This window comes from uncultured Thiohalocapsa sp., from assembly GCF_913063425.1.
Taxonomy (GTDB): domain Bacteria; phylum Pseudomonadota; class Gammaproteobacteria; order Chromatiales; family Chromatiaceae; genus Thiohalocapsa.
Genome location: NZ_CAJXYK010000010.1, coordinates 1 through 25,962 on the forward strand (window position 1 = coordinate 1; position 25,962 = coordinate 25,962).

Here is a 25,962-nt window from a genome sequence, read left to right on the forward strand (position 1 = left end):
CCGGCAGGCCGCCGTAACCCCGTAGGTAGATGTCCTCGTACTTGACGGTGCGCCAGAGGCGCTCGACGAAGATGTTGGACACAACTGTCCACTGCACCCGATGCGAAAGCTGAGTGCCGACGTTTCCGGGTGACGCACCCGTTTCACCCGCTGCGGAGACGCGAGTACGACCTCATCGACTACCGTCACTTCTGGTCCGAGGACCGGGTCGTCTATGTGGACGAGACCGGCGAGGCCCGCAGCCTGCCCGCACGCTGGACCAGCGCCGTTGCCGAGGATCCGGCAGTCGTCGTGTCGGCCGGACGCGCGCATTTCCGCGTCGCCGATCTCCTCGAGTTGGCGACGCTCGTGCGTGGGTTGGCCCGCTGACCGGCCGCTATTGGGCGTCCCTTGCGCGCCTGTTGGTGCGGCGTGACTGTCAACGAGATTACGCCGCATTTGTAAGGAGAATTTTGTCGATGGCAATTTTTATGTTCAGATCTTCTGACCGCGTAATACCCAATATTGGCCTATATCCAGGCATGGCGTGGACGTCATTTGGCCTTTACTCCTTGACAGCGGAACCATAGTAGACATAATTATCCTTACACATAGTTCGGAGCGCTGCTCATGCCGCGATCCAAGAGCGATCCCAAGACCGACGCGCTGCGCGAGCAGGGCTGCCTGCACCCGCACCCCGAGCAGGTCACCGACGAGGTCTTCCTCGCGAGCGCGTTCTTCGACCGGCGCGACCTGGTGCAGGTCAAGTACGAGATGCTGCGCCGCGTGCGCGCGGACGGACAGTCGGTCAGCCAAAGCGCGGCGGGCTTCGGCCTGTCGCGACCGTCGTACTACCAGGCGCTGGCGGCCTTTGATGCGGGCGGCCTGCCGGCGCTGCTGCCCAAGAAGCCCGGACCGAGGCGGGCGCACAAGCTGTCCGAGGAGGTGATGACGGCCCTGCTGGAGGCGCTCGCCGAGGAGCCGGCGCTCGGCCCACGGGAGCTCGTCGAGCTGGCCGAGGCGCGCTTCGGCCTCTCGGTGCACCGCCGCAGCATCGAGCGCGCCCTGGCGCGGCAGGAAAAAAAACGGCGATGAGAGGCGAACCGACAGCATCGCCGACGCGCACAGCGCGCAGGTCCGAGTACGCGGAGCGCTACGAGGTGCTGCGCACCCATGCCGTTGCCGATCACGCCTCGGCGAGCCGCGACGGGCTGGTCGTGCTGCGGCGCCTCCGGCGTCGCGGCCTGGATGGCTGCCTGGTCCCGGTTGCCGGCGCCCTGGAGACCATCAGCGCCGCCGGCGCAGACCGCGCGCCAGCCGTCCTCGCCCTCGCCGTTGTCGGATGAGGCGAGCCCGGAGGTGGTGCGAATCCTCGCCGCCATGACCTTGAGCCACCTCCGCGAGGTGCCTGCATGACCCAGCCGCTCCACCAGAAGGTGACCGCCAGCCACCTGCGGCGCGAGGCGTACCTGTATGTGCGTCAGTCCACCGTGCGGCAGGTCTTCGAGAACACCGAGAGCACGCGACGCCAGTACGCGTTGCGCGAGCGGGCGGTGGCGCTGGGCTGGCCGATCGAGCGCGTGCACGTGATCGACACCGACCTGGGCAAGTCCGGCGCCTCGAGCGCCGACCGCGAAGGCTTCCAGGCGCTGGTGAGCGCCGTCGGGCTGGGGCGTGCCGGGATCGTGCTCGGGCTTGAGGTCTCGCGGGCAGGCAGCGCAACTCCACCGATTGGCATCGGCTGCTGGAGATCTGTGCGCTGACCGATACGCTGATCCTCGACGAGGACGGCATCTACAATCCAAGCGACTTCAACGACCGCTTGCTGCTCGGGCTGAAGGGCACGATGTCCGACGCCGAGCTGCATGTGCTGCGCGCGCGGCTGCGTGGCGGCATCCTCAACCAGGCGCGTCGCGGCGCGCTGAAGACGCCGCTGCCGGTCGGCCTCGTGTATGACGCCGCCGACAACGTCGTGCTCGACCCCGACAGCCAGGTCCGCACGAGCATCGCCCACCTGTTTGAGACCTTCGCGCGGACCGGCCCGGCGACTGCCACGGTCAAGCACTTCCGTGAGCAGGAGCTGCGCTTCCCGCGCCGCCCGCGCGGTGGCCCGCACAAGGGCGAGCTGCTCTGGGAGGAACTGCGCCACTGGCGCGTGCTGCGCGTGCTGCACAATCCGCGCTACGCGGGCGCGTTCTGCTTCGGGCGCACACACGCACCAGCGCCCGGGCGAGCGCATCGAGATCGAGGTACTCCCGCGCGAGGAGTGGATTGCGCTGTTTCCCGACGCGCACTCGGGCTACATCACCTGGGAGCAGTTCGAGGCCAACCTCGTGCGGCTGCGCGACAATGCCCAGGCCCATGGCGCCGAGCGCCGCAAGAGCCCACCCCGTGAAGGGCCCGCGCTGCTCCAGGGCCTGGCGGTCTGCGGCGTCTGCGGCCGGCGGATGACGGTGCGCTACCACACGCGCAAGGGCCGGCAGTGGCCCGAGTATGTGTGCCAGCGCGAGGGCATCGAGACCGCCACGGCGCGGTGCCAGTCCATCCCGGGCTCGGGGATCGACGAGGCCATTGGCCGGCTGCTCGTTGAAACGGTCACCCCGGTCACCTTGGAGGTCGCGCTCCAGGTCCAGGCCGAGCTCGAAGCAGGTGCCGAGGAAGCCGATGCCTTGCGCCGCCAGCGGGTCGAGCGCGCGCGCCACGCGGCCGACCTGGCGCGCCGCCGTTTCATGGAGGCCGACCCGGCCAACCGCCTCGTCGTCGACGTGCTCGAGGCGGAGTGGAACGAAAAACTGCGCGCCTTGCACGACGCGCAGGAAGAGCTCGAGCAGCGCCGTGGCGAGGACCACCTGAAGCTCGATGACGCTCGGCGCGAGGCGATCCTCGCGCTCGCCACCGACTTCGCGCGGCTGTGGCAAGACCCGAAGACGCCGCAGCGCGAGCGCAAGCGCAAGCGCATGGTGCGCCTGCTGCTGGAGGACGTCACGTTGACCAGGGGCGATGCGATTACCGCCGGCGTGCGCTTCCGCGGCGGCGCCAGCCGAAGCCTGAGACTGGCGCTCGCGCAGCCCGCGTGGCAGCTTCGTCAGACCTCGGCCGCCGTCGTCGCCGAGATCGATGCCCTGCTCGATGACCACACCGAGGGCGAGATCGCGGGCATTCTCAACGCGCGCGGCCGCGTCTCCGGAGAGGGCTTGCCCTTCCACGCCTGCATGGTGCGGCGGTTGCGGCGCGACTACCAGCTCAAGACGCGCTACGAGCGCCTGCGCGAGGACGGCATGCTGACCCTCGAGGAGACTGCCGACCTGCTCGGTATCGCGACCCACACGGTCAAGATCTGGCGTCGGCGCGGACTGCTGCTCGCCCACGCCTACAACGACAAGAACGAGTGCCTGTACGAGCACCCCGGCGACGATCCCCCGGACAAGAAGCAGGGCAGCAGGCTCTCGAAGCGACGGCGCTTCCCGCAGGTCGCGTCAAACCCTACGAAAGAGGTGCAATGTGAAGCGCAGCCCTTCGCCTGAGGTGGCGCGGGTGCTGCATCACATCGCTGATGACTCGTTACTAAGGCCCCCTCGGGCGCCCCGGGGCGGCGCCCCCGCGAACAGCGGGTCAGTTACAGTGGGTGCAGCTCTCGAACGCGAAGCGCTCCAGGCGCACCGAGTCGGCGGCGAAGTTGCGGATGCCCTCGGCCAGCTTCTCGGTCGCCATTGCATCGTCGTTGAGCTCCCAGCGGAAGCCGGATTCGTTGAACGAGACGCGGGTCTCGCCCTGTTCGGCGGCGTCCTGCGGGTCGAGCCTGCGCGGGACCTCGCCCTTGGCCTCCGCCAGCTCGTCCATCAGCGATGGTGCAATGGTCAGCAGATCGCAGCCAGCCAGGGCCAGGATCTGGTCGGTATTGCGGAAGCTCGCACCCATGACCGTCGTCTCGTAGCCGTGGCGCTTGTAGTAGTCGTAAATCCGCCGCACCGAGCGCACCCCGGGGTCATCGTCGGGCGCATAGCCGTTGACGCCATCCTTTGCCTTGTACCAGTCGAAAATGCGCCCGACGAAGGGCGAAATCAGCGTCACCCCCGCCTCGCCACAGGCGACCGCCTGGGAGAAGCCGAACATCAGCGTCAGATTGCAGTGGATGCCCTCGCGCTCCAGGAGCTCCGCGGCGCGGATCCCTTCCCAGGTGGCGGCAATCTTGATCAGGATGCGGTCCTTGTCGATGCCCACGGCGTCGTAAAGGCCCATGATCTGCCTTGCGCGGGTAATCGTAGCCTCGGTGTCGAACGACAGACGGGCATCGACCTCGGTCGACACCCGGCCCGGGACTAGGTCGAGGATGCGCACACCGACGCTGACCGCGAGCTTGTCCATCATCAGCCGGCTCTGCTCGGCACGGTTGTCGCTGCGGCGCTTGCCGTAGTCGACCGCCTCGTCGACCAATGGCTGATATTGCGGCAGCCGTGCCGCCTTCAGCAGCAATGACGGGTTGGTGGTCGCGTCCACCGGGCGGTAGCTCTCGATGGAGGCGATGTCGCCGGTGTCAGCGACGACGGGTGTGATGTCACGGAGGGCTTCAAGCTTGTTCATGACGGCTCCCGGGCAGATTGGTTGAGAATGGGCGCAAGGCGACGGCATCGCGGCTATGCTGGATACCGCCGTTCCGTCCAGGCGAGTCGGAGTCTTTTACGGCGCCGCTGGTGCGCAGCAATGCGGAGATTCCGAGACCGTCTGCGATCGTTGTCCTCATCGATCATCGACACGACTACGATTACGACAACGACAGGGGAGGGCCTCGACAGACCTGCCGTGCTGCGCTAGCGCGCCGAGTGCTCGACGTGGCCGCCGAACTGCTCGCGCATCGCGGAGAGGACCTTCTCGGCGAAGGTGTGCTCTTGGCGCGAGCGGAAGCGGGTATAGAGCGCCGCCGACAGCACGTCCGCCGGCACCGCCTCTTCGATGGCGGTCTGAATGGTCCAACGGCCCTCGCCGGAGTCCTCGACGTAGCCCGAATAGCGCGCCAGCTCACCGTCGCGCTGCAGCGCGGCGGCGGTCAGATCGAGCAGCCAGGAGCCGACCACACTGCCGCGGCGCCACAGCTCGGTGATCGCGGCGATGTCGAAGTCGTAACGTTGCGCCGCCGGAAGAGACTGAGCGCGCGCACCGCGCAGGATGTCCAGCCCCTCGGCATAGGCCTGCATCAGGCCGTACTCGATGCCGTTGTGGACCATCTTCGCGAAGTGCCCGGCGCCGACCGGTCCGCAATGGAGGTAGCCACGCTCCGCCTGATCGGGCTCTCCTTCGCGCCCTGGCGTGCGCTCGATGTTGCCGGTACCGGGCGCCAGGGTCGCCAGTGCCGGCTCCAGCTGTTGGAATGCCTGCTCCGGGCCGCCGACCATCAGGCAATAGCCGCGCTCCAGACCCCAGACGCCACCGCTGGTGCCGGCATCCATGTAGCGCACGCCGCGGTCGGCAAGTCGCTCGGCGCGACGGACATCGTCCTTGAAATAGGAATTACCGCCGTAGACGACGACGTCGCCGTCGGCAAGGTGCGGCGACAGCGCGTCCAGCGTCGCGTCGACGGCGGCACCGGAGGGGACCATCAGCCACAGGCTGCGCGGGCGCTCGCTCTTGTCCGCCAGCTCCGCCAGCGAGCCCGCCCCTTCGACGCCGTCCTCCTCGGCCAGCGAGGCCACCACCGCGGGGTCGAGGTCGTAGACCACACAGTCGTGCCCGGCGCGCGCCAGGTGCCGGACCATATTGGCGCCCATGCGCCCCAAACCGATCATCGCGATTTGCATCAAACGCCTCCTGAATCCCGTGGAAATGATCTTGCGGCAGCCGTGGGAAAGCGGACGGCCGTCGTCGTCATCCCCGGAGACCCGGCCGGACGCGGCATTGTTTCAACCGCCGTGACCGGTGCCGTCAAGCGCCGGCGGTGACGGCGGCACAGCTCGCGCCCTCCACCGGGCGGCCCATGCGCAGCAGCGCGGCGCGCTCGGGCCGCTCCAGGAGCTGACAGGCGACCAGGTAGCCGGCCGCGCTCCAGGTCTGGCGACGCCGCGCCTGCTGACCGACCAGGCGGCCATGGCGGCCGTCGTAGTACTCCGGCCAGTCATCGCGGACGAGACGGCGCTCGGCATCGTGCAGCGCGCGCTCGGCCAGCTCGTCGGCGCCGGTCTGTTGGCTGACCAGGGTCAGCAGCCACAGCAGCACCGGCCAATTGCCGCCGTTGTGGTAGGACCAGGGCCGGTTCTTCGGGTCGCAGCCGGTGAGGATGCGCCAGTCCTGACCCTCCAGGGCCGGAAAGCAGAGCTTGAGCGGCACCTTGCCGACCAAGTCGTCATAGCGTTGGGACAGCAGCTGCATGACGGCATCGGACTGCGCCTCGGTGGCGAGTCCGGCGGCGCAGGCCAGCAGGTTGCCCTGGCCGAACCAGCGGTAGTCCAGGCGGCCCGGCCCGACGTTGCCGACGAGATAGCCGCCGGTCTCCGGCAGCCAGTCCATGAGCCAGTCGGGAATGCTGTCCGGATAGACGTTGAACTTGTTGACCGACGCCGGCCCGTATTCCTCGACGCCGTAGCGGTAGATCTGGTTCAGCCGCGGCAGATCGAGCCAGTAGTACGTGCGCACGTGATAGGCGAGATGCGGCAGGCGCTCGTCCAGCGCGGTGCGGTAGGGCGCATTGGCCGGATCGGTCGCGTCGAGCAGCTCGGCGGCGGCGCAGAGCGCGGCGAAGAACTGTGCCTGGATGTCGATCGGGTAGCCGTAGACGCCCATGCGCCGGTCGATCATGAAGGCGCCGTCCGGCACCAGCATGGTCGGGAACATGTCGAAACGATTGGTCATGCTCAGATCGAGCACGAGCCGGATCGCCTGCTGCACCGATGCATCAATCAGGAACGCCCGATCGCCGGTGGCCCGCACATAGGCCTGCAGCGTCAGCAACCACCAGAATCCGGAGTCCACCGGCGCGACTCGAGCAATGGCATGCTCGCCGAAATCGGCGATCAGCCGCTCGCCGGCGCCGTCGTCGGTGACCTTGAAGCTGGCCGGGATCAGGCCCTCGCCGGGCTTGAAGCAGTCGAGCTGGCGCTCATGGCTTTGCAGCTTCACCGCCGTGGCCAGGAAGTGGCGCACGATCTCCGGGCGATCGTCGAGCAGGAACGCGAACGCCGAGATGGCGAAGTCGCGGGTGAAAACCTGGTCGTAGTTCAGGGCCTCGGTCTCGGCGTCGCGGGCGGCCACCGTGCCCACCGGCGTGCCGCGATAGGTGACCACGGATGCCTCCAGCAGCCGCCAGGCCTGTTGCATGGCATCGCGGTTCATCGCCGATACCCTCGTCCCGTTGCGCCGCGCATCGCGGCGATCAGCGCGCGCAGGCGCCGCGGTTGTCGGCGATGGCGCGCCAGCCATGCCCGTTGCGGGCGAGCAGCGCATGGGCCTCGGCCGGGCCGTCGCCGCCGGCGGCATAGCTGGGCAGCGGCTCGGCCCGGTCGGCCGCCCAGGCGCGGAGGATCGGCGTGATCAGCCGCCATTGCGCCTCCACGCCGTCGCGGCGAGTAAACAGCGTGGCATCGCCGCGCAGCGCGTCGAGCAGCAGCACGGCATAGGCCGAGGGCGGATTGGCGCCGAAGGCGCCGCGATAACAGAAGTCCATGGATTCTGGACCGTCTCCTTGCCCAGGTAATGATCGATGCGGTAGGCCTGCGACTCGTCGAAGGCCTCGGCGACCGCGGCGTTCAGCGCCCGCGCCGAGTCGAGATCATGACCGAAGGGCTTCTCGATGATGACCCGCGCGAAACCCCGCTCTTCCCGGTTCAGCCCATGCTCGGCCAGCGCGGCGATGATCCGCGGCGCCGCCGACGGCAGCGTGGCCAGGTAGAAGAGCCGGTTCTCGCTGGGCTGGTGCGCCAGCGCGTCGCCGAGCCGCCGGTACGTGTCGGCCGCGGTGAAATCACCGGGCCGATAGTGCAGGCGCTCGGCAAACTCCGCCCAGGCCGCGGCATCGGGCTCGCCGATCTCGGCCGAGCCGGCCGACGCGTCGGCGAGCAGATCGCGGAAGGCGGCGTCGTCGAGGTCGTCGCGGCTGATCCCGAGCACCCGCAGCCCGGCGTCCAGACAGCCCTTGATGTGCAGATGGAACAGGGCCGGGATCAGCTTGCGCCGGGTCAGGTCACCGGTGGCGCCGAAGATCACGATGACGCTGGGCCCGGCCTGCGGCAGCGCGGCCGGGGGCAGCTCGACATGGGTGGTGAGATCGATCGCGGCGGGCATGAGGCATCCTCTTGGGCTCGGGTCCGGTTTCAGTCCAGAACCGGCCGTGCGCCGCCCTTCTTTCAGCCGCCACCAACGATGCTGTCGGCGCGAGCCCGATGCGAAAGCCGCCGTTGTTTCCAGCTTTGACGCGCTACCACAAGGGCTCGCCGCGGGCCTGCCAGGCAGCAACCTGCTCGCGGAATGCCGGCGGCCCGTGCGCAAGCACCTGCTGCGAGGCATCGCAGCGGCCATCGCTCAGGCTTTGCTCGGTGTACAGCAACGGCCGCTGGTGCTGTTCGGCGAAGGCCTTCAGCCACGCGAGCGCGCGCGGCGGAATGCGCGGCCCCACCGGCACCGCCACGTCGACCGGCCGCCCCATCCAGCGGCGCTTCGCGAACAGAACGATGACGCCGGATTGGTTCGGCTTCATCCAGCCCGGCAGCGGGCTGCCTTGCATGCGCCAGCCACATTCGAAGCGCACACAGGACCGGGGGCGATGGATATAGTCGTCGCAGCCGTTGCCGGTGCTGTGCGGACAGGGGCTACCCGGAAAGACGGCAATACCGGCGATCTCGATACGCAGCCAGCCGTCGCAGCAGGCGGTGCAGGGTTGGCATCGGCGACCGCCGTCGCCACCGGCGAGCGTGGATGATCTCGGTCGCGAAGACCCGCGTGCTGCGCCACCAGGCTTGCGGGTCCGCTTCGCGGAGCGACGGCTTGCGGCGACCGCCGGTACGGAAGAGGACGTTCGGATGGGTTCCATCGTGGTCTGAACAACCTGCTGATCTAGATTCGAAGGCGCGGCCCGTTGCGGGCAGCAAACTCGCAGAGATCGGCGCGCAGACGGATTTCTCCCGTCGCGTGAGGACGCCCATCGGTCCGAACCCAGGCGTCCATGCGCTCCAGCAGTCGCTGCAGTCGGTCACCGAGCCGCCCGCGATGTCGGAAATCAAAACCGGTCAGGCGCCACGCGAGCATGGCGTGCGGTCGTCCCAATTGGCCGAGCGCGCGCAGCCGCACGACCAGGAGCTCGGTCAAGAGTGCCTCCCCGAGCTGCGCGCGCAGCGCTGCCATCAGGGTCCTGCCGTCCCATGCGTCCGCGTTGCGCGGCAAATGGGCGCGCAGGCCAGCGCCGATGAACGCGTGCGGCGACTCGCCCAAGATGCGACCCTGCAGCAGGTCTTCGTGCACCATCTGCCGGTAGTCCGGCGTCGGATCGGTATCGGTGCGCTGCGCGAGCTGCGCCAGCGCCATCGCCTCGGCGCGGTGGCCGCTGGGAGCGAAGCCGCACAGCAGATGGTCCAGGATGTCGTGCACCGGCACCGAGGTCGGGATGGTCTCGCCGGGCGTGCTCGTCGCCGCGATGATCTCGGGGTCGTCGAGGTTGGCGTCGAGCTTCCAGCCGCGCGCGCCCAGGCCGTCGGCCCAGGTCTCACGGAAGGTCACCGCGACGGTGACGGCGCCGGCGCTGACCCGGGCGCGCGGCAGGCGGCGCAAGTCAAGCAGGGGATAGGTGGCGGCGACGGGGTGCATACGGGATCGACCGCCTGACGGCCGCAATTCTTTCACGCCGGTGCAGGAACGGGCGCTCGCTCGCGGACATTGGCGCCGGTGCGGCCTTGGATCGGCGCGCGATCACCGTCAGAAGATCCCCTGGCAAGACGACTCCACCCCGAGGAGATTCGCAATGACAACCCGTGCCCATCGCTTCGCCGCCCTGCTGATGCTGCTCGCCGTCGCCGGCGCCGACGCCGGCCCCTGCGAGGCCCCCGTCGCCGTGCAGGTGCTCGGCTCCGGCGGCCCCGAGGGCCAGCCGGGCCGGGCCAGCGCCGGCTATCTGGTCTGGCTGGACGGCAAGGCGCGGGTGTTGCTGGACATCGGCGGAGGCAGCTTCGCGCGCTTCGGCGCCAGCGGCGCGCGCTTCGCGGACCTGCACCTGATCGCGCTGACCCATTTGCACGCCGATCACGCCACGGACCTGCCGGCGCTGCTGAAGAGCGGCTATTTCAGCCCCCGCACCCGTGCGCTGGCCATCGCCGGCCCCACCGGCGGCGGCGACTATCCGGACCTGGAGGGCTATCTGCACGGGCTGTTCGGACCCGGGACCGGCGCCTTCCGTTACCTGGCCGGTTCTCTCGACGGCAGTAACGGCCTCGTGGCGCTCAGGCGGCGCACGCTGGATGCGGACAGCCGCGAGCCGATGCCGGTGCACCAGACCGACGCCTACCGGGTCAGCGCCGTCGGCGTGACCCACGGCCCGGTGCCGGCGCTGGCCTATCGCGTGGACGCGGGCGAGCACCGCATCGTGTTCAGCGGCGACATGAACGGCGACGATCCCTGGTTCGCCGACTTCGCCCGCGGCGCCGACCTGCTGATCATGGATCATGCCGTGCCCGTGGAGGCGGGGCCGGTGGCGGCGCGGCTGCATGCGCTGCCCTCCGAGATCGCCGCCATCGCCAAGGAGGCCGAGGTCGGCCATCTGGTGCTGAGCCACCTGATGCGTCGTTCCGAGCGCGCTCTCGACGACAGCCTGGCGCGGATCGGGCGCGTCTATCCGGGCACCGTGAGTGTGGCCGAGGACTTGGACTGCTTCACGCCCTGACGATCAACGGCGCCCCGGCGCCGGCGCATCGGATGGCCGCCGGGTTGCTGCGCCGGGCTCGTTGCCGGTCCAGGCGAAAGATCGACCGGGCCGCTCGGGTCTTCGACGATGTATCCCAACGTCGACACCACCGTCGGAGACTCTCCCATGATCGCCTTGCTCAATCATGCCCGCGGCCTGCTCGATGCCACGCGGCGCGTCGATTTCATCGCCCCCTTGCTGCTGCGGCTCTATCTCGCGCCTGTCTTCTGGATGGCGGGCACCAAGAAATTCGCCAGCTTCGACAGCACCGTGGCCTGGTTCGGCAATCCGGATTGGGGCCTGGGCCTGCCGTTTCCGGCCGTGATGGCCTTCCTCGCGGCCTCCACCGAGACCGTCGGCGCCGTGCTGCTGGTGCTCGGCTTCGGCGTGCGCCTGATCGCGCTGCCGCTGATCGTCACCATGATCGTCGCCATGTTCACGGTGCACTGGCAGCATGGCTGGCTCGCGATCGCCGAGGGGGCCGGCTCGCTGTTCGCCAACGAGCGCACCATCGGCGCCATCGAGCGACTCGACCGTGCCAAGGACATCCTGCGCGAGCACGGCAACTACAGCTGGCTGACCGAGAACGGCAGCCTGGTGATCCTGAACAACGGCATCGAGTTCGCGGCCACCTACCTGATCATGCTCGTGGCGCTCTTCTTCATCGGCGCCGGGCGTTACGTGTCGGTGGACGACTGGGTGCGGCGCTGGCTTGATCGCCCCGGCGTGGCGCCGCGGGGTGCGGCGTCGCGGCTCGATGCGGCACGCGCCTGAAGCCGACGCGATGTGGGCGCAGCGCCCACGCGGCCCGCGGGACGACGACTCAGGGCCGCAGCCACCGCAGCACCAGCGGCATGCTGCCGGCCTGCACCAGCAGGGTCCACAGCACGACGCCATAGGCGATGGACTGGATGGTCCACCAGTACGGCAGCTCCACCGGCAGCGACAGGGCCAGCGCCAGCGTCACGGCGCCGCGGGTGCCGCCCCACCACAGCAGGGGATACCAGGCCGTGGGCAAGCGCTCGCTGCCGGGCAGCCGGGCCGCGAGCGGCAGCAACAGGAACACCCCGGCCGCCCGTGCCGCCAGGGTCGCGCCGATGCCGATCAGGATCGCCAGCCACTGGTCCGTGAACATCGCCGGCTGGACGGTGATGCCGGCGATCAGAAACAAGAGCGTGTTCGCGAGCCAGGCCTTGTACGCCCACAGCACCGACAACGCCTCGTCACCCGGCGCCCGCCGCGCGCGCCCGAGCATGAGCCCGGCGCAGAGCACCGCGACCACCCCAGAGACACCCAGCTGCACGGCCGCCGCGAAGGCGCCATAGGCCGCGACCAGGGTCAGCACGCCGCGCTCGGCCGGCCCGGCCACGACCCGGCCCAGCAGCGCCGCCAGCGATCCTCCGGCGAGCCCGACCAGGGCGCCGCCGGCCAGCACGCCGACCATGGCCAGCGCGGTCTCGTCCCAGCGCTGCCAGGACTGCTCGCCGGTGGCCAGCGCCACCAGCAATGTGAACAGCACGATGGCATTGGCGTCATTGAACAGGCCCTCACCGTCCAGCAGCAGCAGCAGCCGCGGCGGCGCGCCGATGCGCCGCAGCAGCTCCAGCACCGCGGCCGGATCGGTCGCCGACAGCAGCGCCCCCGCGATCAGCGCGGCCAGCCAGGGAAAGCCGCTCGCGTGGGCGATGCCGACATAGAGCAGCGCGCCGATCAAGGCCGTGGACAGCAGCATCACCGGCAGCGCCAGGGTCAGTATCAGCAGCAGGTTGCACAGCAGGTGCCGCGGCGCCAGGTTGTAGGCCGCCTCGAAGATCAGGATCGGCAGCAGGACCTGGAACACCAGATCATCGAACCAGCGCCAATGCAGGCCGGTGTCGCCACCGATGCCGATCCAAAGCTCGGCGGCGGCGAAGCCAAGCAGCACCAGCACGGCGCCGAACGGGAGACGGGCACGCCGGGCCAGGGGCTCCAGCACCAGGGCGAGCGCCAGCAGGACGGCGTAGAACGACAGGATCTGGAGCATAAGCGGTCTTCTCGCGGACGAGCAGCGGCGGTGGCGGCCCCGCTGGCGCCGGGGCGCTGGTCAATTTTTGATCAATCCGACGATCTCCCCAGCGCAGCCTGCTGCTTGGCGCCGTCCTCAACAGCTTATCCACAGCCATCCCAACGGCACGCGTGGACAACGGCCATGCGCTGAAATAATCCAGCGTGATGCTCGGTCTCTATCGGCAAGTGCGGACGACGAGCGCGGTGCCAACGGCCCGACACCGCCCGCCTCCACCTCGATCGGGTGCCGATGCACCAACCTTACCGACCCAACCGCGGCCGGAGCCCTCCCATGCGTGATGATCCGAATCCCGCCCGCGCGGACCGCGACAGCGCCCCACGTATCGTCATCATCGGCGGCGGCTTCGCCGGGACCACGGCGGCGCGGGCGCTGGAGCGCCGCCTGCGCACCGCCGAGATCCATCTGCTGTCCGCCGAGAACCATCTGACCTACAACCCGCTGCTGCCGGAGGTGGTGGGCGCCTCGGTGCTGCCGGGACACGTGGTCGCCCCGCTGCGCCAGATGGTGCGCCGGGCGCGTGTTCATCAGGTCCGTGTCACGGCGATCGATACCGCCGCGCGCCGCGTGCACTACCGGGGCGGCTGCGAGACCGGCAGCCTCGGCTACGACCATCTGGTATTGGCCTGCGGCAACAGCGCCAACCTGCGCATGATCCCCGGCCTGGCCGAGCACGCGCTGCCGCTGAAGACCGTCGGCGATGCGCTGTTCCTGCGCAACCGCGTCATCGCCCGCCTGGAAGACGCCGAGCTGACCGAGAACCCGACCCTGCGCCGCTGGCTGACCACCTTCGTCGTCGTCGGCGGCGGCTTCTCCGGCGTCGAGGTGGCCGGGGAGATCAGCGACTTCCTCGCCGAGAGCCGCCGCTGGTACCGGCATGCCGAACTGGAACCGCCGCGCGTGGTCATCGTGCACGGCGGCCCGCACCTGCTGCCGGAACTCCCCGAGCGCCTGGGCCGCTTCACCGAGCGCAAGCTGGCCCGTCATGGCGGCGTCGAGGTGCGGCTCTCGAGCCGCAGCCGCGCCATCGATGCCCGCGGCGTGACACTCCACAACGGCAGCCGCATCGATGCCGGCACCGTCGTCAGCACCATCGGCACGGCGCCGAACGCGCTGATCGAGGCGCTGCCGGCCGAGAAACAGCGTGGGCGACTGTGCGTCGACGCCGACATGTCCGTGCCGGAGCTGCCCGGCGTCTGGGCCATCGGCGACTGCGCCGCGGTGTCGAATAGCCGCGCGAACGGCGCGCCTTGCCCGCCTACGGCCCAGTTCGCGCTGCGCCAGGGTCCGCAGCTCGCCGCCAACATCGCCCGCCGCGAGCGCGGCGCGCCGACCCGGCCGTTCGGCTACCGGCCGAAGGGCCTGATGTCGGCCATCGGCCACAACCGCGCGGTCGCCCGTATCTGGGGTGTCAATCTGTCCGGATTCATCCCCTGGCTGCTGTGGCGCGGCTTCTATCTGCTCTACATCCCCACCTTCGCCCGCAAGGCGCGGGTCTACCTGGAGTGGAACTGGGCCATGTTCTTTCCGCCGGACATCGCCCATCTGCGCTTCACGCGCACCGTCGACGAGCGCGATGGCAGCTGACGCCGGCGCCGGGTCAGCCGGCGCCGGCCGGCCTCAGGCGCTGCCGCCGGTCCCGGCATCCCACGCGCGATGCTGGAACAAGTCATCCAGCTCGGTGCCGGCGATGTGGTTCGTGTAGTTGGACAGGGTCTTCATGCCGACACCCAGGACCACTTCCAGGGCCTGCCACGGGCCGTAGCCGGCCGCGAGGAACGCGTCCATCTCCGCCTCGCCGACCCAGCCGCGCGCCTCCACCACGGCGGCCGTGAAGCGGCTCAGGGCTTCGAGACGCAGATCGGGCAACGGCTGCCCGTCGCGCAGTGCATCCGTCACCTCCTTGGGCACTTCGGCCATGTCCGCGAGCACGCTGTGCGCGCCGACGCAGTACTCGCAGCGGTTCTCGCGGCTCACCGTCAGCAGCACCACCTGCTGTTCGGCCGGCGACAGCGAGGTCTGCTCGAACAGATCGCCCAAGGCCAGGTAGGCATCGAGCAGCGCCGGGGCCGTGGCCATCTTGCGCATCAGGTTCGGCAGCATGCCGAAGCGCTGCTCGGCCTGTTGCAACGACGGCACCGCGGCATCCGGCGCGGATTCGGTGTCATGGTAAGGGAACTGTGTCTGCATGGCGGCCTCCAGCGGCGTGTGAATGGCACGGGCCCGGCGGCCCGGCGTGCTCCAGCAGCAGACCGGCCGGCGCCGAGGATCATTTCAGCCGCGGAGCCGTTTTCGGATCAGCGGGGACGTTTGATGACAAGCGTGGCGCCGGGATTGCCCGCGTCGGTGCCATCGGCGTCCCGCATCGTCGAGGCCTCCGAGAACGTCCGGCCAATCCGGACCGCCGGGGCCGCTGAAAAGCGACCGCTGCCGCTCCGGTCTCCAGGACCGACGGACACCCGACTCGCCATCCGTGGCCTGTTTCCCGGTGATCCCGGGTCCGGTGCCGCTCGCTTCTGCCGCTGCCGGGAGACCTCGACCATGCATCACAGAACCCACCGCCCGCTGCGCCTCGCCGTGCCGATGGCGCTGATCCTTGCCGCCGCCATGTCCGTCGATGCGATGGTCCGCGCCGAGACATTGGAAGGCCGGCTCAACGGACAAAGCTGTGCCCAGCGCGGCCATCTGTGCCCGGCCCGCAACCTCGACGCCCATCTGTCGTTCGAGCTGGATTTCGTGCTGCTGCAGGCCGACGGCGGCTACTGGTTCCTGTCCAACGTGCCCCGCGAGGCCAAGGTCCGCCATGTGCTGAAGCAGGTGCGCGTGCGCGGCTCGCTGAACGAGACCTACCGCTCCATCGACGTGGACGCGCTGATGGTTCGCACCGAGGACGGCTTCGAGACGGTCTGGACGCCCCGCGCCCAGCAACAGGCCTTCGAGGCGGTCTATCAGGATGGCTGGTTCTCGCTTGGCGACGATGCACATTCGCAGTGAACAGGCTGAAAGATCGGCCCGGCAGGCTCGGTCTCTGACGGTGATGGGCGCCGCCCCGCGTACCGCCCGCCGCACGGGCCGCCGGCCCGATTCCCATTGCCCCCCCACGACGAAACTGGAGAGGAGACCATGCACCATCCGACACATCCCCGTCTGCGCACCCTTCTGCCGCTGCTGACCCTGGTCGGCGGCGGGCTGGCCATGACCTCGGCCGCGGCCGAGACCATTACCGGCAAGATCAACGGCCACGGCTGCGCGCATGGCGGCCACACTTGCCCGGCAGGCAAGCTGGACCCCCACGTGGCCTTCGAGCCCGACTTCGTGCTCCAGCAGGCCGACGGCGAGTATTACTTCCTGTCCAATGTTCCCCGCGAGACCAAGGTGCGCCATGTCCTGGAAGAGGCCAGGGCCACCGGCGAGGTCAACGACCGCTACAACACCATGGTCGTCGATGAGCTGCAGGTGAAGGAGGACTGCAGCTATGAGACGGTCTGGAGCCGTAAGGCGCAGCAGGCCGCCTTCGATCGCATCTACGAGGACGGCTGGTTCGTGTTCAGCGGCGAGGCACCGGCCTATTGATGCCGCCTTGGACCGCCGCGGACGGGGTGCCGCCCCGCCCGCGGCCCAGGGTTCTCATAGGGCACAGGACCACACGCCATGATGAAGCGAACACCTGAGAACGCTGCGCGCACTGATCGGCGCCGCCGGCGCATCTTGCTGGCCATGGCGGCACTGCCGGTGCTGGCGCCGGCAGCGGCACGCGCGGATCGACGCGGGCTGCACCGCTTCGAGCCGCGCCCGCCGGCGCCGGCGCTGCGGCTGGCCGGGACCGATGGCGCGCTGCATGACCGCACCGCCCTCGCCGGCCGCGTCCTTATCCTCAATTTCTGGTCCGTTTGGTGCCGGCCCTGCCGCGAGGAGATGCCCGCCTTGCAGGCACTGCATGGGCGTTTCGGCAACAGCGGGCTCGCGCTCTGGGGCGTGGCCGTCGGTGACGAGCCGGACCAGGTCGCCGAGCTCGGTGCCGCCCGGGGACTCGCATTTCCGCTCCTGCCAGACCCGGATCGCCAGGTCGCCGAAGACTGGGATGTCGCCGTGCTGCCGACCACGGATGTCCTGGACAAGCGCGGCCGTGTCGCCTTTCGCGTCATCGGCGATGCGCCCTGGGATGCACCGCCGCTGTCGGACCATGTCGCGGCGCTGCTGCGGGAGTGATGCGGATCATGCCGATGAGCGCGGGGCCGGAGCGGGCTCCCACGGTGGCCGGCGTCGCGAAGCCGCCATGCGCAGCGGCCGCCGCGCTACAGCCGCAGCCGGGCGACGGTGCCCTCGGCGGCGGTCGAGGTCAGCGTGAAGTCCCAGTGATGCGCAGCGGCGACGCGGCGGGTGTAGGCGACGCCCAGGCCGTTGCCGCGGCCCTTGGTGGAAAACAACGGCTGTCCGATGCGCGCGAGCACATCCGGCGGGATCGGCTCGCCGCCGTTTTGCACCTCGATGCGGGGCGCGGCCGCGGTGCCGCCCGTGCGAAGCTCCACCGCCTCGCCGGTCGCCACCGCCTCGGCGGCGTTGGCGACCATGTTGGTGACGGCCTGCCCGAGCTTGTCGGCATCGGCCTGGACCCGGACGCCGGGCAGACCGGTGCGCACACGCAGGTCGCGTCCGGCCAGCGCCGGCAACGCCGTCAGCGCCGGCACCAGCCCGCGGATCAGCTCGTCGATTGCGCAGGGCGCAAGAGCGAGGGTCATTCGGCCGGCATAGTCCAGCACTTCGTCCAACAACTGCGCCAGGCGCACGGACTCGCCGCGGGCCAGGTCCAGGCGCTTGCGCGTGCGCGCGTCGAGGTCAGGACGGGCGAAGTGCTCCAGGCACAGGTCGATGGTCGCCAATGGATTGCGCACCTGGTGGATGATCATGGCCGCGAATTCGCCCATCTCGGCCAGGCGGGCGATGGCCGCCTCGGCCTCCTTGCGGCGGCTGACGTCGCGCAGCAGCGCGATGTAGTTGGGCCTGCGCGGATCGCCGTAGGCGCAGATGCTGACCTCGCTCGGGAACACGCTGCCGTCCTTGCGCCGGTGGCGGCTCTCCAGCAGCTGCGAGCGGTCGAGCTGCAGCTCTCCGAGCAGCGCGCCGAACGCCTCCGGTGTCAGGCCGGCGTCGATGTCGAGCACGTTGCGGCCGACCAGCTCGTCGCGCCGGTAGCCGAGAATGTCGCAGGCGCGGGAATTGACATCACGGATGCAGCCGTCGGCATCCACGGCGAAGAAGCCGTCACCGGCGTTCTCGACGAAGGCGCGGAAACGCTCCTCGCTGCGGCGCAGCGCCTCCTCGGCGGCCTTGCGCTTGGTGACGTCGCGAACCACGGCAATGATGCAGTCGCGCCCGTCGAAGGACACCACCGAGGCGGAGATCTCCGACGGCAGCCGGCGGCCGTCCTTGCAGGTGCAGCTCAGCTCGTTGGTCCAGCCACTGCCGCGAGCCATGACGTGCCCGGCAAAGGCGCGCAGGCGTGTCATCTCCTGCGGATGCACGGCCGAGATGGTCACCCGCGCGATGAGCTCGTCGGCGTCATAGCCGAGCATGTCGGCGGCACGGGCGTTGGCCTCGAGGATACGATCGGCAGCCGGGTCGATGACCAGGATGGCGTCGTTGGAATGGTCGAAGATTCGCCGCAGGCGCTGCTCGCTCTCGTGCAGCGAACGTTCGGCGGCTGCGCGGCGCGCACGTTCCTGCTCAAGGCCGGGGTGATGGTCCTGCATGGCACTTCACGGGTTGGTTGTCGGGTCATTGCGGGGACCGCGGACGAGTTCTGCGACGCCGAAGAGATCATGCGGCGTTTTTATTGACATCGTAGAAGTGCCCGGGCCGCCGGGCAATTTCAACCCGAGCATTCCGGCGCCGTCGCCACTTTATCGCCCGCCGCTGCCCGTCATCCAATCCGCGTGAAAGAGATCCGACCCGACGCCGGTCGCATTCTCCAGGTCACGCCGCCGCCCTGGTCGGTATGACGGGACAGGGCGCACGCCTTCTCCAACAGGCGACACATCGTCGCCTCTGACACCCACGAGGTTCTGTTTATGCGCTTGCTTCCCCTGCTGTTGGCCGTCCTCCTGCCGCCGCCCCTGTTCGCGGGAAGCGACCCGGCCCCGCCCCTGCCGAGCTACCAACAGGCGCTCGAAGCCTTTCAGGCCGAGCGCGCCAAGGCGGGCGGGCCGAAGCTCAACGCCTCTGATCGGGCGGTGATGGAGCGGGCCGCCACGGACCTGGCCGCGGCCATGCCCGACCCCGGCCTGCCGGTGGCTGGACAGGCGCCCGATTTCACATTGCCCAAAGCCTTGGGCACGTCGGTCCGACTCGCCGACCTGCTGGCCGACGGCCCGGTGGTGCTGACGTTCTATCCGGCATCGAGGATCGCCTGTGCGGTCTTGGAGACTTGCCGCGATCGCTTGTTATCCGTGTAGCTGAAGCTGGTCTGCTTGACCGTCTTCTGCCCGACGATCTTCGAGATCGCCTCGGCCAGATCCCGCCGATGCACCCCGGGGGCCGGTAGTAGACTCGTGCCCTGTGGTTGTCGATGAAGGCCTCGGCGAGCTCGCGGCCGTAGACCGCGTGGAGCTGGGCCTCGGACTGGATCACCGTTGCGATGCGGATGCCCCAGCCGCGGACGTAGGAGAGCGCGCGCACCAGCTTCTCCATGCGCCCGAGCGACAGGAGCTCCCCCTATCTGATCAAGCCGCAGCAGCAGGACCGGGACGTTGAGGTCCGGATCATCGACCGGCGTCTCCCCGGCCTTGGTATTGGCCGCGAGGAAGAGCTCCATCAGGAACCGCACCAGGGGGTCGAGCCCTTGCAGGTCGTTCGGCACGATGGCGATGTAGAGCGACATCGGCTCGCGGCGGAACCGGCGCAGGTCGAGCTTGGTGCGGGACGTCGCCCGGTCGATGAGCGGATTGGCCCACAGGGTGTGCTTGGTGGCCAGCGCCGACTTGATGGAGCAGACTGTTCCCACCCGGGGGCGTCTCCGACTCGTGGCAGAAGCTCCGGATGTAGCACCGGCAGAACGAGGACAGCGCGATGCCCTGCCCCGCCAGCACGGAAGGTCCGCACAGCGGTCGCTACGGCCGCGTTCATCCGTAGGGTCCGCTCTGCGGACCGTTCGCGCTCACAGGGTCCCAGGTCCCCGGCGTATTCGGAACTGCATCAGGCTTGGCCGGGTCAGCGCGGCGGGGAAGGCGCGCCCACGGTGGACGCTCTCGGGCGGTAGGCTTAAGCTGCGCGCTTGCCATCGGGGCGGACCGTCGCGCCGCCCAGCGAGCACCGGCGCCAGCAGTCCGCAGCATCCATGACCCAGCCCGATCCCCACGCACTGCCCGACGCGGCGAGCATCTCTGCGCCGCCGCCTGCCGACCCGGCGGCGGACCCGCGCAGCCTGTCCGTGGTGATCCCGCTGTATGAGGAGGCGGAGAATGTCGCGCCGTTGCTCGCGCGGGTGCACGAGGGGCTGGCGGACTACCGGCACCCGTGGGAGCTGATCCTGGTGGACGACGGCAGCCGGGACGGCACCGCCGAGCGCGTGCAGGCAGAGGCGGACCACTACGGCCGGCACGTGCGCGTGATCCGCTTCCGCCGCAACTTCGGGCAGACGGCGGCGATGCAGGCGGGCTTCGATGCCGCCCGCGGGCACCTGGTGGCGAGCCTGGACGGGGACCTTCAGAACGATCCGGCGGATATTCCGCGCATGGTCGAGGAGCTGGTGGACCGGGACCTGGACCTGCTCCAGGGCTGGCGCCGGGATCGCCAGGATGCGCTGGTGAAACGCAAGCTGCCCTCGCGCATCGCCAATGCGCTCATCGGTCGGGTGACCGGCGTGACGCTGCACGACTATGGCTGCAGCCTGAAGGTCTACCGCGCCGAGATCATCAAGGAAGTCCGGCTGTTCGGCGAGATGCACCGGTTCATCCCGGTGTGGGTGGCGGGCATCACGGACCCGGCGCGCATCGGCGAGACGGAGGTGAGCCATCGCGCGCGGGAGCGGGGGGCGTCCAAGTACGGCATCTCGCGCACCTTCCGGGTGCTGCTGGACCTGCTGGTGGCGTTCTTCTTTCTGCGCTACGGCGCGCGGCCGGGGCACTTCTTCGGTGCCATCGGGCTCGGCTTCGGCGCCGTCGGCGGGCTGATGATGGCCTGGCTCCTGGTCGTCAAGTTCGGCTTCGGCGAGGACATCGGCCAGCGCCCGCTGCTGTTCATGGCCATCCTGCTGCTGGTGGCGTCCATCCAGTTCCTCACCACCGGCGTGCTGGCGGAGGTGCTCTCCCGGACCTTCTTCGCCTCCCACGAGCGCACGCACCATTGCATCCGCTGGCAGTCGGACCCGAAGCGGGCTGGCTGGAAGGGGGCGGCTTGAGCCCGAACGACGCGCGGCGGGCGCCGGCGGACGCGCTGTTCAACCCGCCGGCGGCCTTCGCTCTGCTGGCGCTGGCGGTGTGGCTCGCCTTCTTCTGGCAGCTCGGCGCCGTGCCGCTCTACGACCTGGACGAGGGCGCCTTCACCGAGGCCACGCGGGAGATGCTGGCCTCCGGCAACTTCATCACGCCGCACCGCGACGGCGAGCCGCGCTACGACAAGCCGGTGCTGATCTACTGGCTGCAGGCGGCGTCGGTGTCGGCGCTTGGCCTCAACGAATTTGCACTGCGGCTGCCCTCGGCCATCGCCGCGACGCTCTGGCTCGCGGCGCTCTGGGGCTTCACCCGCTCGCGCGTCGATGCGACCACCGCGACCGTCGCCGCGCTCATCATGGCCTTCGGGCTCCAGGTGGCCATCATCGGTAAGGCGGCGGTGGCCGACGCGGTGCTGAACCTGTTCATTGCGCTGGCCTTCTTCGACATCTACCGATGGCTGGAGAACCCACGGCAGGGCGTGCTGCTGCGGGTCTATCTGTGGCTGGGCTTAGGCTTCCTCACCAAGGGGCCGGTGGCGGTGTTCTTTCCGCTGTTGGTGAGCTTTGCCTACTGCCTGTCGCTGGCGCGCTTCAGGGACTGGCTGCGGGCCGTGTTTGCGCCGCTGGGGTGGCTCGTGTTCATCGCCGTCGCCGGGCCCTGGTATCTGGCCATCTACCTCGACGATGGGCCCGGGTTCTTCCGGAGCTTCTTCCTGGAGCACAACGTCGGCCGCTACGGCGGGGTCAAGCACGGCCACGCGGGCTTTCCGGGCTACTATTTCGTGATGCTGCCGGTGGTGCTGCTGCCCTTCACGGGCTGGTTCCTGCGCCTGCTGCCGATGGTGCGGGCGCTGTGGGCGGACCCGCTGGACCGATTCCTGTTGCTGTGGTTCGGCTTCGTCTTTGTGACCTTCTCCTTTTCGGACACCAAGCTGCCGCATTACATGGTCTACGGCATCACGCCCCTGTTCCTGCTGATGGCCCGCCATCGCGACGCGCTCAGGAGCCGCTGGCTCGCCTTCGGCCCGCCGCTTTCGTTCATGGCGCTGCTGGCGGCGCTGCCGCTGATGCTGCCGCTGCTGGCGGGCCAGGCGGACCGGGTGCATGAGCAGGCCATGTTCGCCGAGGGCACCCAAGTCCTGGACTGGGTCTACGTGCTGACGACGCTGGCCGGGCTCACGACCCTGCTGCTGCTCGCTTACGTCCCACGCATCCCGGTCTGGCAGCGGCTGCTGCTGGCGGGCGTGGTGCAGACCCTGGTGGTGTTCGGCGCCCTGGTGCCGCGGGTGTTCGCGGTGATGCAGGCGCCGGTGAAGCAGGCGGCGCTGATTGCGCGGGAGCTGGATCAGCCGACGGTGGTGTTCCGCACCAGCATGCCGAGCTTCAGCGTCTACCGCGACGCCATCACACCGCAGGTGGACCGGCCCGAGCCCGGTGAGCTGGTGTTCTTGCGCGTGGACAAGCTGGACGATCTTGCGGCGAGCCGCCCGGATGATGCGCTCGTCATCCTCTATCGCCGCGGGCATGTGGCCCTGGTGACCTTCGCGGGCGGTGGTGATGGCTGACGGCGGCGTGTCGCAGCCTGCCGGCTGGCTTCGCCTGTGGCGCGCCCTCGGCGAGGACCTGGATGCGGCGCTCTCCCGCGGTGCCGCCAGGGATGCCTGGCCGGACGCGCCCGCCGTGGCCTGGCTCACGCATGCGGCGCTCGCCGCATTGGTGCTGGGTGCGGGTCTTTGGCTGCTGGTGGGCTATCACGCGGGCTTCGGCACCCTCAACGCCGCTGCGGCGCAGCTGCCCGGCAGGCTCTGGCAGGGGCTCACGGTGCTCGGGGACGAGCGGGTGGCCTTCGCGCTCAGCCTGTTCCTGGCCCGCCGCCACCCGCGGGTGTTCTGGGCGCTCATCTTCGCGGCGCTGGTGGCGACACTGTACTCCCGCGGCCTCAAGCCCTTGCTGGACGCGGCCCGACCGCCGGCGGTGCTGGAGCCCGGCAGCTTCAACCTCATCGGTCCCGCCCATCGCGGCGAGAGCTTTCCGTCCGGGCACAGCGTGACCGCGGGGGTCTTCTTCGGCGTGCTGGCGCTGTTTGCCCGGCGGCGGGCGTGGCGCGCAGTGTTCCTGCTGCTGGCAGTCGGTGTGGGCCTGAGCCGCACGGCGGTGGGCGTGCATTGGCCGGTGGATGTGGCCTTCGGGCTCGGCGGCGGCTGGCTTGCGGTGATCATCGGCGCACGGCTGGCGCGGCGCAGCCCATTGGGCATCCAGGACGGCTCGGTGCATCTGGCCTTCGTGACCCTCGCGGCCATCGTCAGCGTCGGGCTTTGGTTTGACGACGGCGGGTACCCGGCGGCCGGGCTGTGGCTCCAGCTGCTCTGTGTCGCGGCGCTGGGTGCCGCGCTGCTCGGCTATGCGGTGCTGCCCCTGGCTCGCGGCATGCGGCAGATTGCAGGCGGCGGGTAGGCGGTTGCGGCTGCGGTTGCCTTGGGCCTTGGCGTTGGGCCTCCCGGCGTCGGCCCAACCTACGGCGGCATGTCTGCGATTCTCACCCAAGCCGCTCGGCGAGGCCGGGATCAGGTGCACGCTGCACGTTCTACGCCTGCACTGCCTTTGGCCCTGATGTACCCATCCCCGCCGCGAGCCAGCGCTGCCACCGCCCGGCGTCCAATGCGCCGGCTGCTGACCTGGCTGCTGCTGACCTGGCTGTTGCCGGCAACCGCCGCCGTGGCGGATGGCGGGTTGCCGCGGGTCATGGGCACGAACCTGTGCGCGGACCTGCTGTTGGCTGCGGTGGCGGCACCGCAGCAGATCGTCTCGCTGTCCCGACAGAGTCAGGACCCGGCGCTCTCGCCCATCGCCGAGCGCGCGGCGGCCTATCCCGGCAACGCCGGCGGCGTCGAGGATCTGCTCTATCACCGCCCGGACAAGGCGCTGGTGTATCGCGGCTGGACCGGCGGGCGCTTCGGTGGGCTGCTGGCGGGGCAGGGCATCGAGCTCATCGAGGTGCCCTATCCCACGGACTGGGACGACGCGCTTGCCACCACCCGCCGCGTCGCCGCGCAGATCGGCCGCGCCGAGACCGGCGCCGCGCTGGTGGCTGATGCGGCGCGGCGCATGCGCGAGCTGGCCCAGGATCTGCCGGCGCTGCGGGCGCTCTATCTCCGGCCGGGCGGCGGCAGCGCGGGCTCGGGCACCTATGTGGACGATGTGCTGACCCGCCTCGGGCTTGTGAATCTCGCTGCCGCGCACGGCCATGCAGGCTGGGGCGCCTATCCGCTGGAGCGCATCGTCACGGACCCGCCGGATGTCTTTCTGCTCGGCTACTTCGAGCAGCGCCAGGCGCTCACCGCATCGGCCTACGCCCGCCACCCGCTGCTGCAGCGGCTGCTGGCGCGCATCCCGACGGTGCAGGTGCCAAGCCGGCTGTTCGGCTGCGGCGGGCTGGAGCTGGTGGGCGCCGCCGAGGTCATCGCCGACCAGGTGGGAACCATTGCCGAGGGCGATGGGTCATGACCGCGGGGTTGTCTGCGGCGGAGCGCCCTGCTGTGCCCGGGCCGGGGCCCGGGCCCGGGGCTCGGCCTGAGACCGGCGCCGTGACGGCAACCGGTGACGGCCGCGCAGCGTCATGGGTGCGCCAGCTCGGCCTCGTCGGCCTGCTGACGGCGGCCCTGCTGGTGCTGAGCCTTTTGTCTCTGGGCTTCGGCGCCGCGCCGATGGACTGGGGCGAGGTGCTGCGGGGCTTGGTCGGCACCGGCCCCGGGGAGCACCGCCTCATCGTGCAGCAGATCCGCTTGCCGCGGGTGCTGCTGGCCTGGCTGGTGGGGGCGTCCCTCGGCATGTCCGGGGCGGCCCTGCAGGGGCTGCTGCGCAATCCGCTGGCGGAGCCGGGGCTGCTCGGCATCTCCGCGAGCGCCGGCCTGGGTGCGGTCTTGGCCCTTTACTTCGGGCTCACGGCGGTGAGCATCTGGTCCCTGCCGGCGGCGGCCATGACGGGCGCGCTGCTGGCGACGCTGGTGCTCTATGCGCTGACCCGCGGCGGGGCCTCGAACCTGACACTCATCCTGGCCGGCGTCGCGCTGTCCTCGCTGGCGGGCGCGCTGACCTCGCTGGCGCTCAATCTGGCGCCGAATCCCGCGAGCGTGCAGGACATCGTGCTCTGGCTGCTCGGGTCCGTTGCGGACCGCAGCCTCGCCGATGTGCACCTGGTGCTGCCTTTCGTCGCCGCCGGCGCCGCGCTGCTGCTGGCGGCGGCCCCGTCGCTGACGCTGTTGACCCTGGGCGAAGCGGAAGCCAGCAGCCTCGGCGTCCACCTGCCGCGGCTGCGGGCGCTGGTGATCATGGGGTCCGCGTTGTCGGTGGGTGCCTGCGTGTCGGTGACCGGCACCATCGGCTTTGTCGGGCTGGTGGTGCCGCACCTGCTGCGGGGGCTGGTGGGGCATCGGCCCGGGCGGCTGCTGCTGCCGAGTGCGCTGGGCGGCGCGCTGCTGGTGCTGGCGGCGGACCTCACCATCCGCCTGCTGGATACACCGCAGCAGCTGATGCTCGGGGTGGTCACGGCATTGGTGGGGGCACCCTTCTTCCTGGTGCTGGTGCTCAAGAGCCGGCGGACCCTGCCATGAGACCCGG

The 25,962-nt window shown here is 69.9% G+C and carries 27 protein-coding genes and 3 pseudogenes; 18 read left to right on the forward strand and 12 right to left on the reverse strand.

What is annotated here, in order from left to right; translation table 11 throughout:
* The first annotated feature begins 129 nt into the window (after positions 1-129).
* From QZ607_RS07285 to QZ607_RS07310, 6 genes are all read left to right on the forward strand, one after another.
* On the forward strand, positions 130-369 hold the full coding sequence (locus tag QZ607_RS07285; RefSeq protein ID WP_295881328.1) for a DUF5372 family protein: 240 nt from the start codon (positions 130-132) through the stop codon (positions 367-369).
* Positions 370-609: 240 nt separating this feature from the next.
* A complete protein-coding gene (locus tag QZ607_RS07290; protein WP_295881332.1) occupies positions 610-1,074 on the forward strand; it encodes a helix-turn-helix domain containing protein in 465 nt (154 codons plus the stop codon).
* The gene (locus QZ607_RS07295) at positions 1,071-1,325 is read left to right on the forward strand and encodes a hypothetical protein (protein WP_295881335.1); all 255 of its coding nucleotides are present in this window, start codon (positions 1,071-1,073) and stop codon (positions 1,323-1,325) included. Before QZ607_RS07290 ends, QZ607_RS07295 begins: the two co-directional genes overlap by 4 nt.
* 66 nt (positions 1,326-1,391) lie before the next feature.
* Complete coding sequence (locus tag QZ607_RS07300) at positions 1,392-1,742, forward strand: recombinase family protein (RefSeq protein WP_295881336.1); 351 nt, start codon at positions 1,392-1,394, stop codon at positions 1,740-1,742.
* 59 nt (positions 1,743-1,801) lie between these two features.
* Positions 1,802-2,374, forward strand: a complete 573-nt coding sequence (locus QZ607_RS07305; RefSeq protein ID WP_295881338.1) for a recombinase family protein — start codon at positions 1,802-1,804, stop codon at positions 2,372-2,374.
* Positions 2,313-3,503 (forward strand): zinc ribbon domain-containing protein, encoded by a 1,191-nt coding sequence (locus tag QZ607_RS07310; RefSeq protein WP_295881340.1) that lies wholly within the window; start codon positions 2,313-2,315, stop codon positions 3,501-3,503. The genes QZ607_RS07305 and QZ607_RS07310 overlap by 62 nt, the downstream gene beginning before the upstream one ends.
* Positions 3,504-3,591: 88 nt before the next feature.
* Here the strand turns inward: QZ607_RS07310 and tal are convergent, their stop codons facing one another.
* From tal to QZ607_RS07345, 7 genes and pseudogenes are all read right to left on the reverse strand, one after another.
* Positions 3,592-4,560, reverse strand: coding sequence for a transaldolase (gene tal, locus QZ607_RS07315; protein ID WP_295881344.1), 969 nt, complete (start codon positions 4,558-4,560; stop codon positions 3,592-3,594).
* A 227-nt stretch (positions 4,561-4,787) separates the two neighbouring features.
* Positions 4,788-5,771: a phosphogluconate dehydrogenase (NAD(+)-dependent, decarboxylating) gene (gene gnd, locus QZ607_RS07320; protein ID WP_295881345.1), complete on the reverse strand. Its 984-nt coding sequence runs from the start codon at positions 5,769-5,771 to the stop codon at positions 4,788-4,790.
* A 124-nt stretch (positions 5,772-5,895) separates the two neighbouring features.
* Positions 5,896-7,299, reverse strand: a complete 1,404-nt coding sequence (locus QZ607_RS07325; protein ID WP_295881346.1) for a glycoside hydrolase 100 family protein — start codon at positions 7,297-7,299, stop codon at positions 5,896-5,898.
* A gap of 40 nt (positions 7,300-7,339) precedes the next feature.
* Entirely contained in the window at positions 7,340-7,630 is a 291-nt protein-coding gene (locus QZ607_RS07330) for a hypothetical protein (protein ID WP_295881347.1), read from the reverse strand.
* Between the two features lie 62 nt (positions 7,631-7,692).
* A pseudogene (locus tag QZ607_RS07335) lies at positions 7,693-8,481 on the reverse strand (hypothetical protein); the annotation flags it as partial.
* Complete coding sequence (locus QZ607_RS07340; RefSeq protein WP_295881349.1) at positions 8,381-8,992, reverse strand: hypothetical protein; 612 nt, start codon at positions 8,990-8,992, stop codon at positions 8,381-8,383. The gene QZ607_RS07340 and the pseudogene QZ607_RS07335, both read right to left, overlap by 101 nt.
* Before the next feature lie 23 nt (positions 8,993-9,015).
* Entirely contained in the window at positions 9,016-9,762 is a 747-nt protein-coding gene (locus QZ607_RS07345) for a hypothetical protein (RefSeq protein ID WP_295881351.1), read from the reverse strand.
* A 154-nt stretch (positions 9,763-9,916) separates the two neighbouring features.
* Here QZ607_RS07345 and QZ607_RS07350 point away from each other — a divergent pair, with 154 nt between their 5' ends.
* Both QZ607_RS07350 and QZ607_RS07355 read left to right on the forward strand, forming a co-directional pair.
* A complete protein-coding gene (locus QZ607_RS07350; protein WP_295881352.1) occupies positions 9,917-10,831 on the forward strand; it encodes an MBL fold metallo-hydrolase in 915 nt (304 codons plus the stop codon).
* Positions 10,832-10,978: 147 nt separating this feature from the next.
* Positions 10,979-11,626: a DoxX family protein gene (locus tag QZ607_RS07355; protein WP_295881354.1), complete on the forward strand. Its 648-nt coding sequence runs from the start codon at positions 10,979-10,981 to the stop codon at positions 11,624-11,626.
* Between the two features lie 49 nt (positions 11,627-11,675).
* Here the strand turns inward: QZ607_RS07355 and QZ607_RS07360 are convergent, their stop codons facing one another.
* The gene (locus tag QZ607_RS07360) at positions 11,676-12,875 is read right to left on the reverse strand and encodes a cation:proton antiporter (protein WP_295881356.1); all 1,200 of its coding nucleotides are present in this window, start codon (positions 12,873-12,875) and stop codon (positions 11,676-11,678) included.
* Positions 12,876-13,190: 315 nt separating this feature from the next.
* Here QZ607_RS07360 and QZ607_RS07365 point away from each other — a divergent pair, with 315 nt between their 5' ends.
* Entirely contained in the window at positions 13,191-14,504 is a 1,314-nt protein-coding gene (locus QZ607_RS07365; RefSeq protein ID WP_295881360.1) for an NAD(P)/FAD-dependent oxidoreductase, read from the forward strand.
* Positions 14,505-14,537: 33 nt separating this feature from the next.
* On the opposite strand, the gene QZ607_RS07370 is transcribed toward QZ607_RS07365, so the two are convergent.
* Positions 14,538-15,107 carry a carboxymuconolactone decarboxylase family protein gene (locus QZ607_RS07370; RefSeq protein WP_295881362.1) on the reverse strand — a complete coding sequence of 190 codons (570 nt, stop codon included), beginning with the start codon at positions 15,105-15,107 and terminating at the stop codon, positions 14,538-14,540.
* Between the two features lie 351 nt (positions 15,108-15,458).
* Between QZ607_RS07370 and QZ607_RS07375 the strand changes: the two genes are divergently transcribed.
* The 3 genes from QZ607_RS07375 to QZ607_RS07385 all read left to right on the forward strand — a co-directional run bounded on the left by QZ607_RS07375 (position 15,459) and on the right by QZ607_RS07385 (position 17,126).
* Positions 15,459-15,911, forward strand: coding sequence for a hypothetical protein (locus QZ607_RS07375; RefSeq protein ID WP_295881364.1), 453 nt, complete (start codon positions 15,459-15,461; stop codon positions 15,909-15,911).
* A 129-nt stretch (positions 15,912-16,040) separates the two neighbouring features.
* Positions 16,041-16,490, forward strand: coding sequence for a hypothetical protein (locus QZ607_RS07380; RefSeq protein ID WP_295881366.1), 450 nt, complete (start codon positions 16,041-16,043; stop codon positions 16,488-16,490).
* 78 nt (positions 16,491-16,568) lie between these two features.
* Positions 16,569-17,126, forward strand: a complete 558-nt coding sequence (locus tag QZ607_RS07385; RefSeq protein WP_295881369.1) for a TlpA disulfide reductase family protein — start codon at positions 16,569-16,571, stop codon at positions 17,124-17,126.
* 86 nt (positions 17,127-17,212) lie between these two features.
* Here the strand turns inward: QZ607_RS07385 and QZ607_RS07390 are convergent, their stop codons facing one another.
* Positions 17,213-18,667: a PAS domain S-box protein gene (locus QZ607_RS07390; RefSeq protein ID WP_295881374.1), complete on the reverse strand. Its 1,455-nt coding sequence runs from the start codon at positions 18,665-18,667 to the stop codon at positions 17,213-17,215.
* Between the two features lie 318 nt (positions 18,668-18,985).
* Here QZ607_RS07390 and QZ607_RS07395 point away from each other — a divergent pair, with 318 nt between their 5' ends.
* The gene (locus QZ607_RS07395; RefSeq protein ID WP_295881376.1) at positions 18,986-19,369 is read left to right on the forward strand and encodes a redoxin domain-containing protein; all 384 of its coding nucleotides are present in this window, start codon (positions 18,986-18,988) and stop codon (positions 19,367-19,369) included.
* Between the two features lie 142 nt (positions 19,370-19,511).
* On the opposite strand, the pseudogene QZ607_RS07400 reads toward QZ607_RS07395, so the two are convergent.
* Positions 19,512-19,604: pseudogene (locus QZ607_RS07400) on the reverse strand (type IV secretory system conjugative DNA transfer family protein); the annotation flags it as partial.
* 154 nt (positions 19,605-19,758) lie between these two features.
* Positions 19,759-19,917: pseudogene (locus tag QZ607_RS07405) on the reverse strand (type IV secretory system conjugative DNA transfer family protein); the annotation flags it as partial.
* 375 nt (positions 19,918-20,292) lie between these two features.
* Here QZ607_RS07405 and QZ607_RS07410 point away from each other — a divergent pair.
* From QZ607_RS07410 to QZ607_RS07430, 5 genes are all read left to right on the forward strand, one after another.
* On the forward strand, positions 20,293-21,312 hold the full coding sequence (locus tag QZ607_RS07410) for a glycosyltransferase family 2 protein (RefSeq protein ID WP_295881635.1): 1,020 nt from the start codon (positions 20,293-20,295) through the stop codon (positions 21,310-21,312).
* Positions 21,313-21,347: 35 nt separating this feature from the next.
* Positions 21,348-22,910, forward strand: coding sequence for a glycosyltransferase family 39 protein (locus QZ607_RS07415; RefSeq protein WP_295881637.1), 1,563 nt, complete (start codon positions 21,348-21,350; stop codon positions 22,908-22,910).
* Between the two features lie 7 nt (positions 22,911-22,917).
* On the forward strand, positions 22,918-23,799 hold the full coding sequence (locus QZ607_RS07420) for a phosphatase PAP2 family protein (protein WP_295881378.1): 882 nt from the start codon (positions 22,918-22,920) through the stop codon (positions 23,797-23,799).
* Between the two features lie 204 nt (positions 23,800-24,003).
* Positions 24,004-24,849, forward strand: a complete 846-nt coding sequence (locus QZ607_RS07425) for an ABC transporter substrate-binding protein (RefSeq protein ID WP_295881379.1) — start codon at positions 24,004-24,006, stop codon at positions 24,847-24,849.
* A gap of 80 nt (positions 24,850-24,929) precedes the next feature.
* Complete coding sequence (locus QZ607_RS07430) at positions 24,930-25,955, forward strand: iron ABC transporter permease (RefSeq protein WP_295881381.1); 1,026 nt, start codon at positions 24,930-24,932, stop codon at positions 25,953-25,955.
* Positions 25,956-25,962: the final 7 nt, after the last annotated feature.

What these genes read in the sequence shown, in the direction of transcription:
- QZ607_RS07290 (WP_295881332.1), top strand. Translation starts at nt 610, where the DNA reads ATGCCGCGATCCAAGAGCGATCCCAAGACCGACGCGCTGCGCGAGCAG.
- QZ607_RS07295 (WP_295881335.1), top strand. Translation starts at nt 1,071, where the DNA reads ATGAGAGGCGAACCGACAGCATCGCCGACGCGCACAGCGCGCAGGTCC.
- QZ607_RS07300 (WP_295881336.1), top strand. Translation starts at nt 1,392, where the DNA reads ATGACCCAGCCGCTCCACCAGAAGGTGACCGCCAGCCACCTGCGGCGC.
- tal (WP_295881344.1), bottom strand. Translation starts at nt 4,560, where the DNA reads ATGAACAAGCTTGAAGCCCTCCGTGACATCACACCCGTCGTCGCTGAC.
- gnd (WP_295881345.1), bottom strand. Translation starts at nt 5,771, where the DNA reads ATGCAAATCGCGATGATCGGTTTGGGGCGCATGGGCGCCAATATGGTC.
- QZ607_RS07325 (WP_295881346.1), bottom strand. Translation starts at nt 7,299, where the DNA reads ATGAACCGCGATGCCATGCAACAGGCCTGGCGGCTGCTGGAGGCATCC.
- QZ607_RS07330 (WP_295881347.1), bottom strand. Translation starts at nt 7,630, where the DNA reads ATGGACTTCTGTTATCGCGGCGCCTTCGGCGCCAATCCGCCCTCGGCC.
- QZ607_RS07340 (WP_295881349.1), bottom strand. Translation starts at nt 8,992, where the DNA reads ATGGAACCCATCCGAACGTCCTCTTCCGTACCGGCGGTCGCCGCAAGC.
- QZ607_RS07345 (WP_295881351.1), bottom strand. Translation starts at nt 9,762, where the DNA reads ATGCACCCCGTCGCCGCCACCTATCCCCTGCTTGACTTGCGCCGCCTG.
- QZ607_RS07350 (WP_295881352.1), top strand. Translation starts at nt 9,917, where the DNA reads ATGACAACCCGTGCCCATCGCTTCGCCGCCCTGCTGATGCTGCTCGCC.
- QZ607_RS07355 (WP_295881354.1), top strand. Translation starts at nt 10,979, where the DNA reads ATGATCGCCTTGCTCAATCATGCCCGCGGCCTGCTCGATGCCACGCGG.
- QZ607_RS07360 (WP_295881356.1), bottom strand. Translation starts at nt 12,875, where the DNA reads ATGCTCCAGATCCTGTCGTTCTACGCCGTCCTGCTGGCGCTCGCCCTG.
- QZ607_RS07365 (WP_295881360.1), top strand. Translation starts at nt 13,191, where the DNA reads ATGCGTGATGATCCGAATCCCGCCCGCGCGGACCGCGACAGCGCCCCA.
- QZ607_RS07370 (WP_295881362.1), bottom strand. Translation starts at nt 15,107, where the DNA reads ATGCAGACACAGTTCCCTTACCATGACACCGAATCCGCGCCGGATGCC.
- QZ607_RS07375 (WP_295881364.1), top strand. Translation starts at nt 15,459, where the DNA reads ATGCATCACAGAACCCACCGCCCGCTGCGCCTCGCCGTGCCGATGGCG.
- QZ607_RS07380 (WP_295881366.1), top strand. Translation starts at nt 16,041, where the DNA reads ATGCACCATCCGACACATCCCCGTCTGCGCACCCTTCTGCCGCTGCTG.
- QZ607_RS07385 (WP_295881369.1), top strand. Translation starts at nt 16,569, where the DNA reads ATGATGAAGCGAACACCTGAGAACGCTGCGCGCACTGATCGGCGCCGC.
- QZ607_RS07390 (WP_295881374.1), bottom strand. Translation starts at nt 18,667, where the DNA reads ATGCAGGACCATCACCCCGGCCTTGAGCAGGAACGTGCGCGCCGCGCA.
- QZ607_RS07395 (WP_295881376.1), top strand. Translation starts at nt 18,986, where the DNA reads ATGCGCTTGCTTCCCCTGCTGTTGGCCGTCCTCCTGCCGCCGCCCCTG.
- QZ607_RS07425 (WP_295881379.1), top strand. Translation starts at nt 24,004, where the DNA reads ATGCGCCGGCTGCTGACCTGGCTGCTGCTGACCTGGCTGTTGCCGGCA.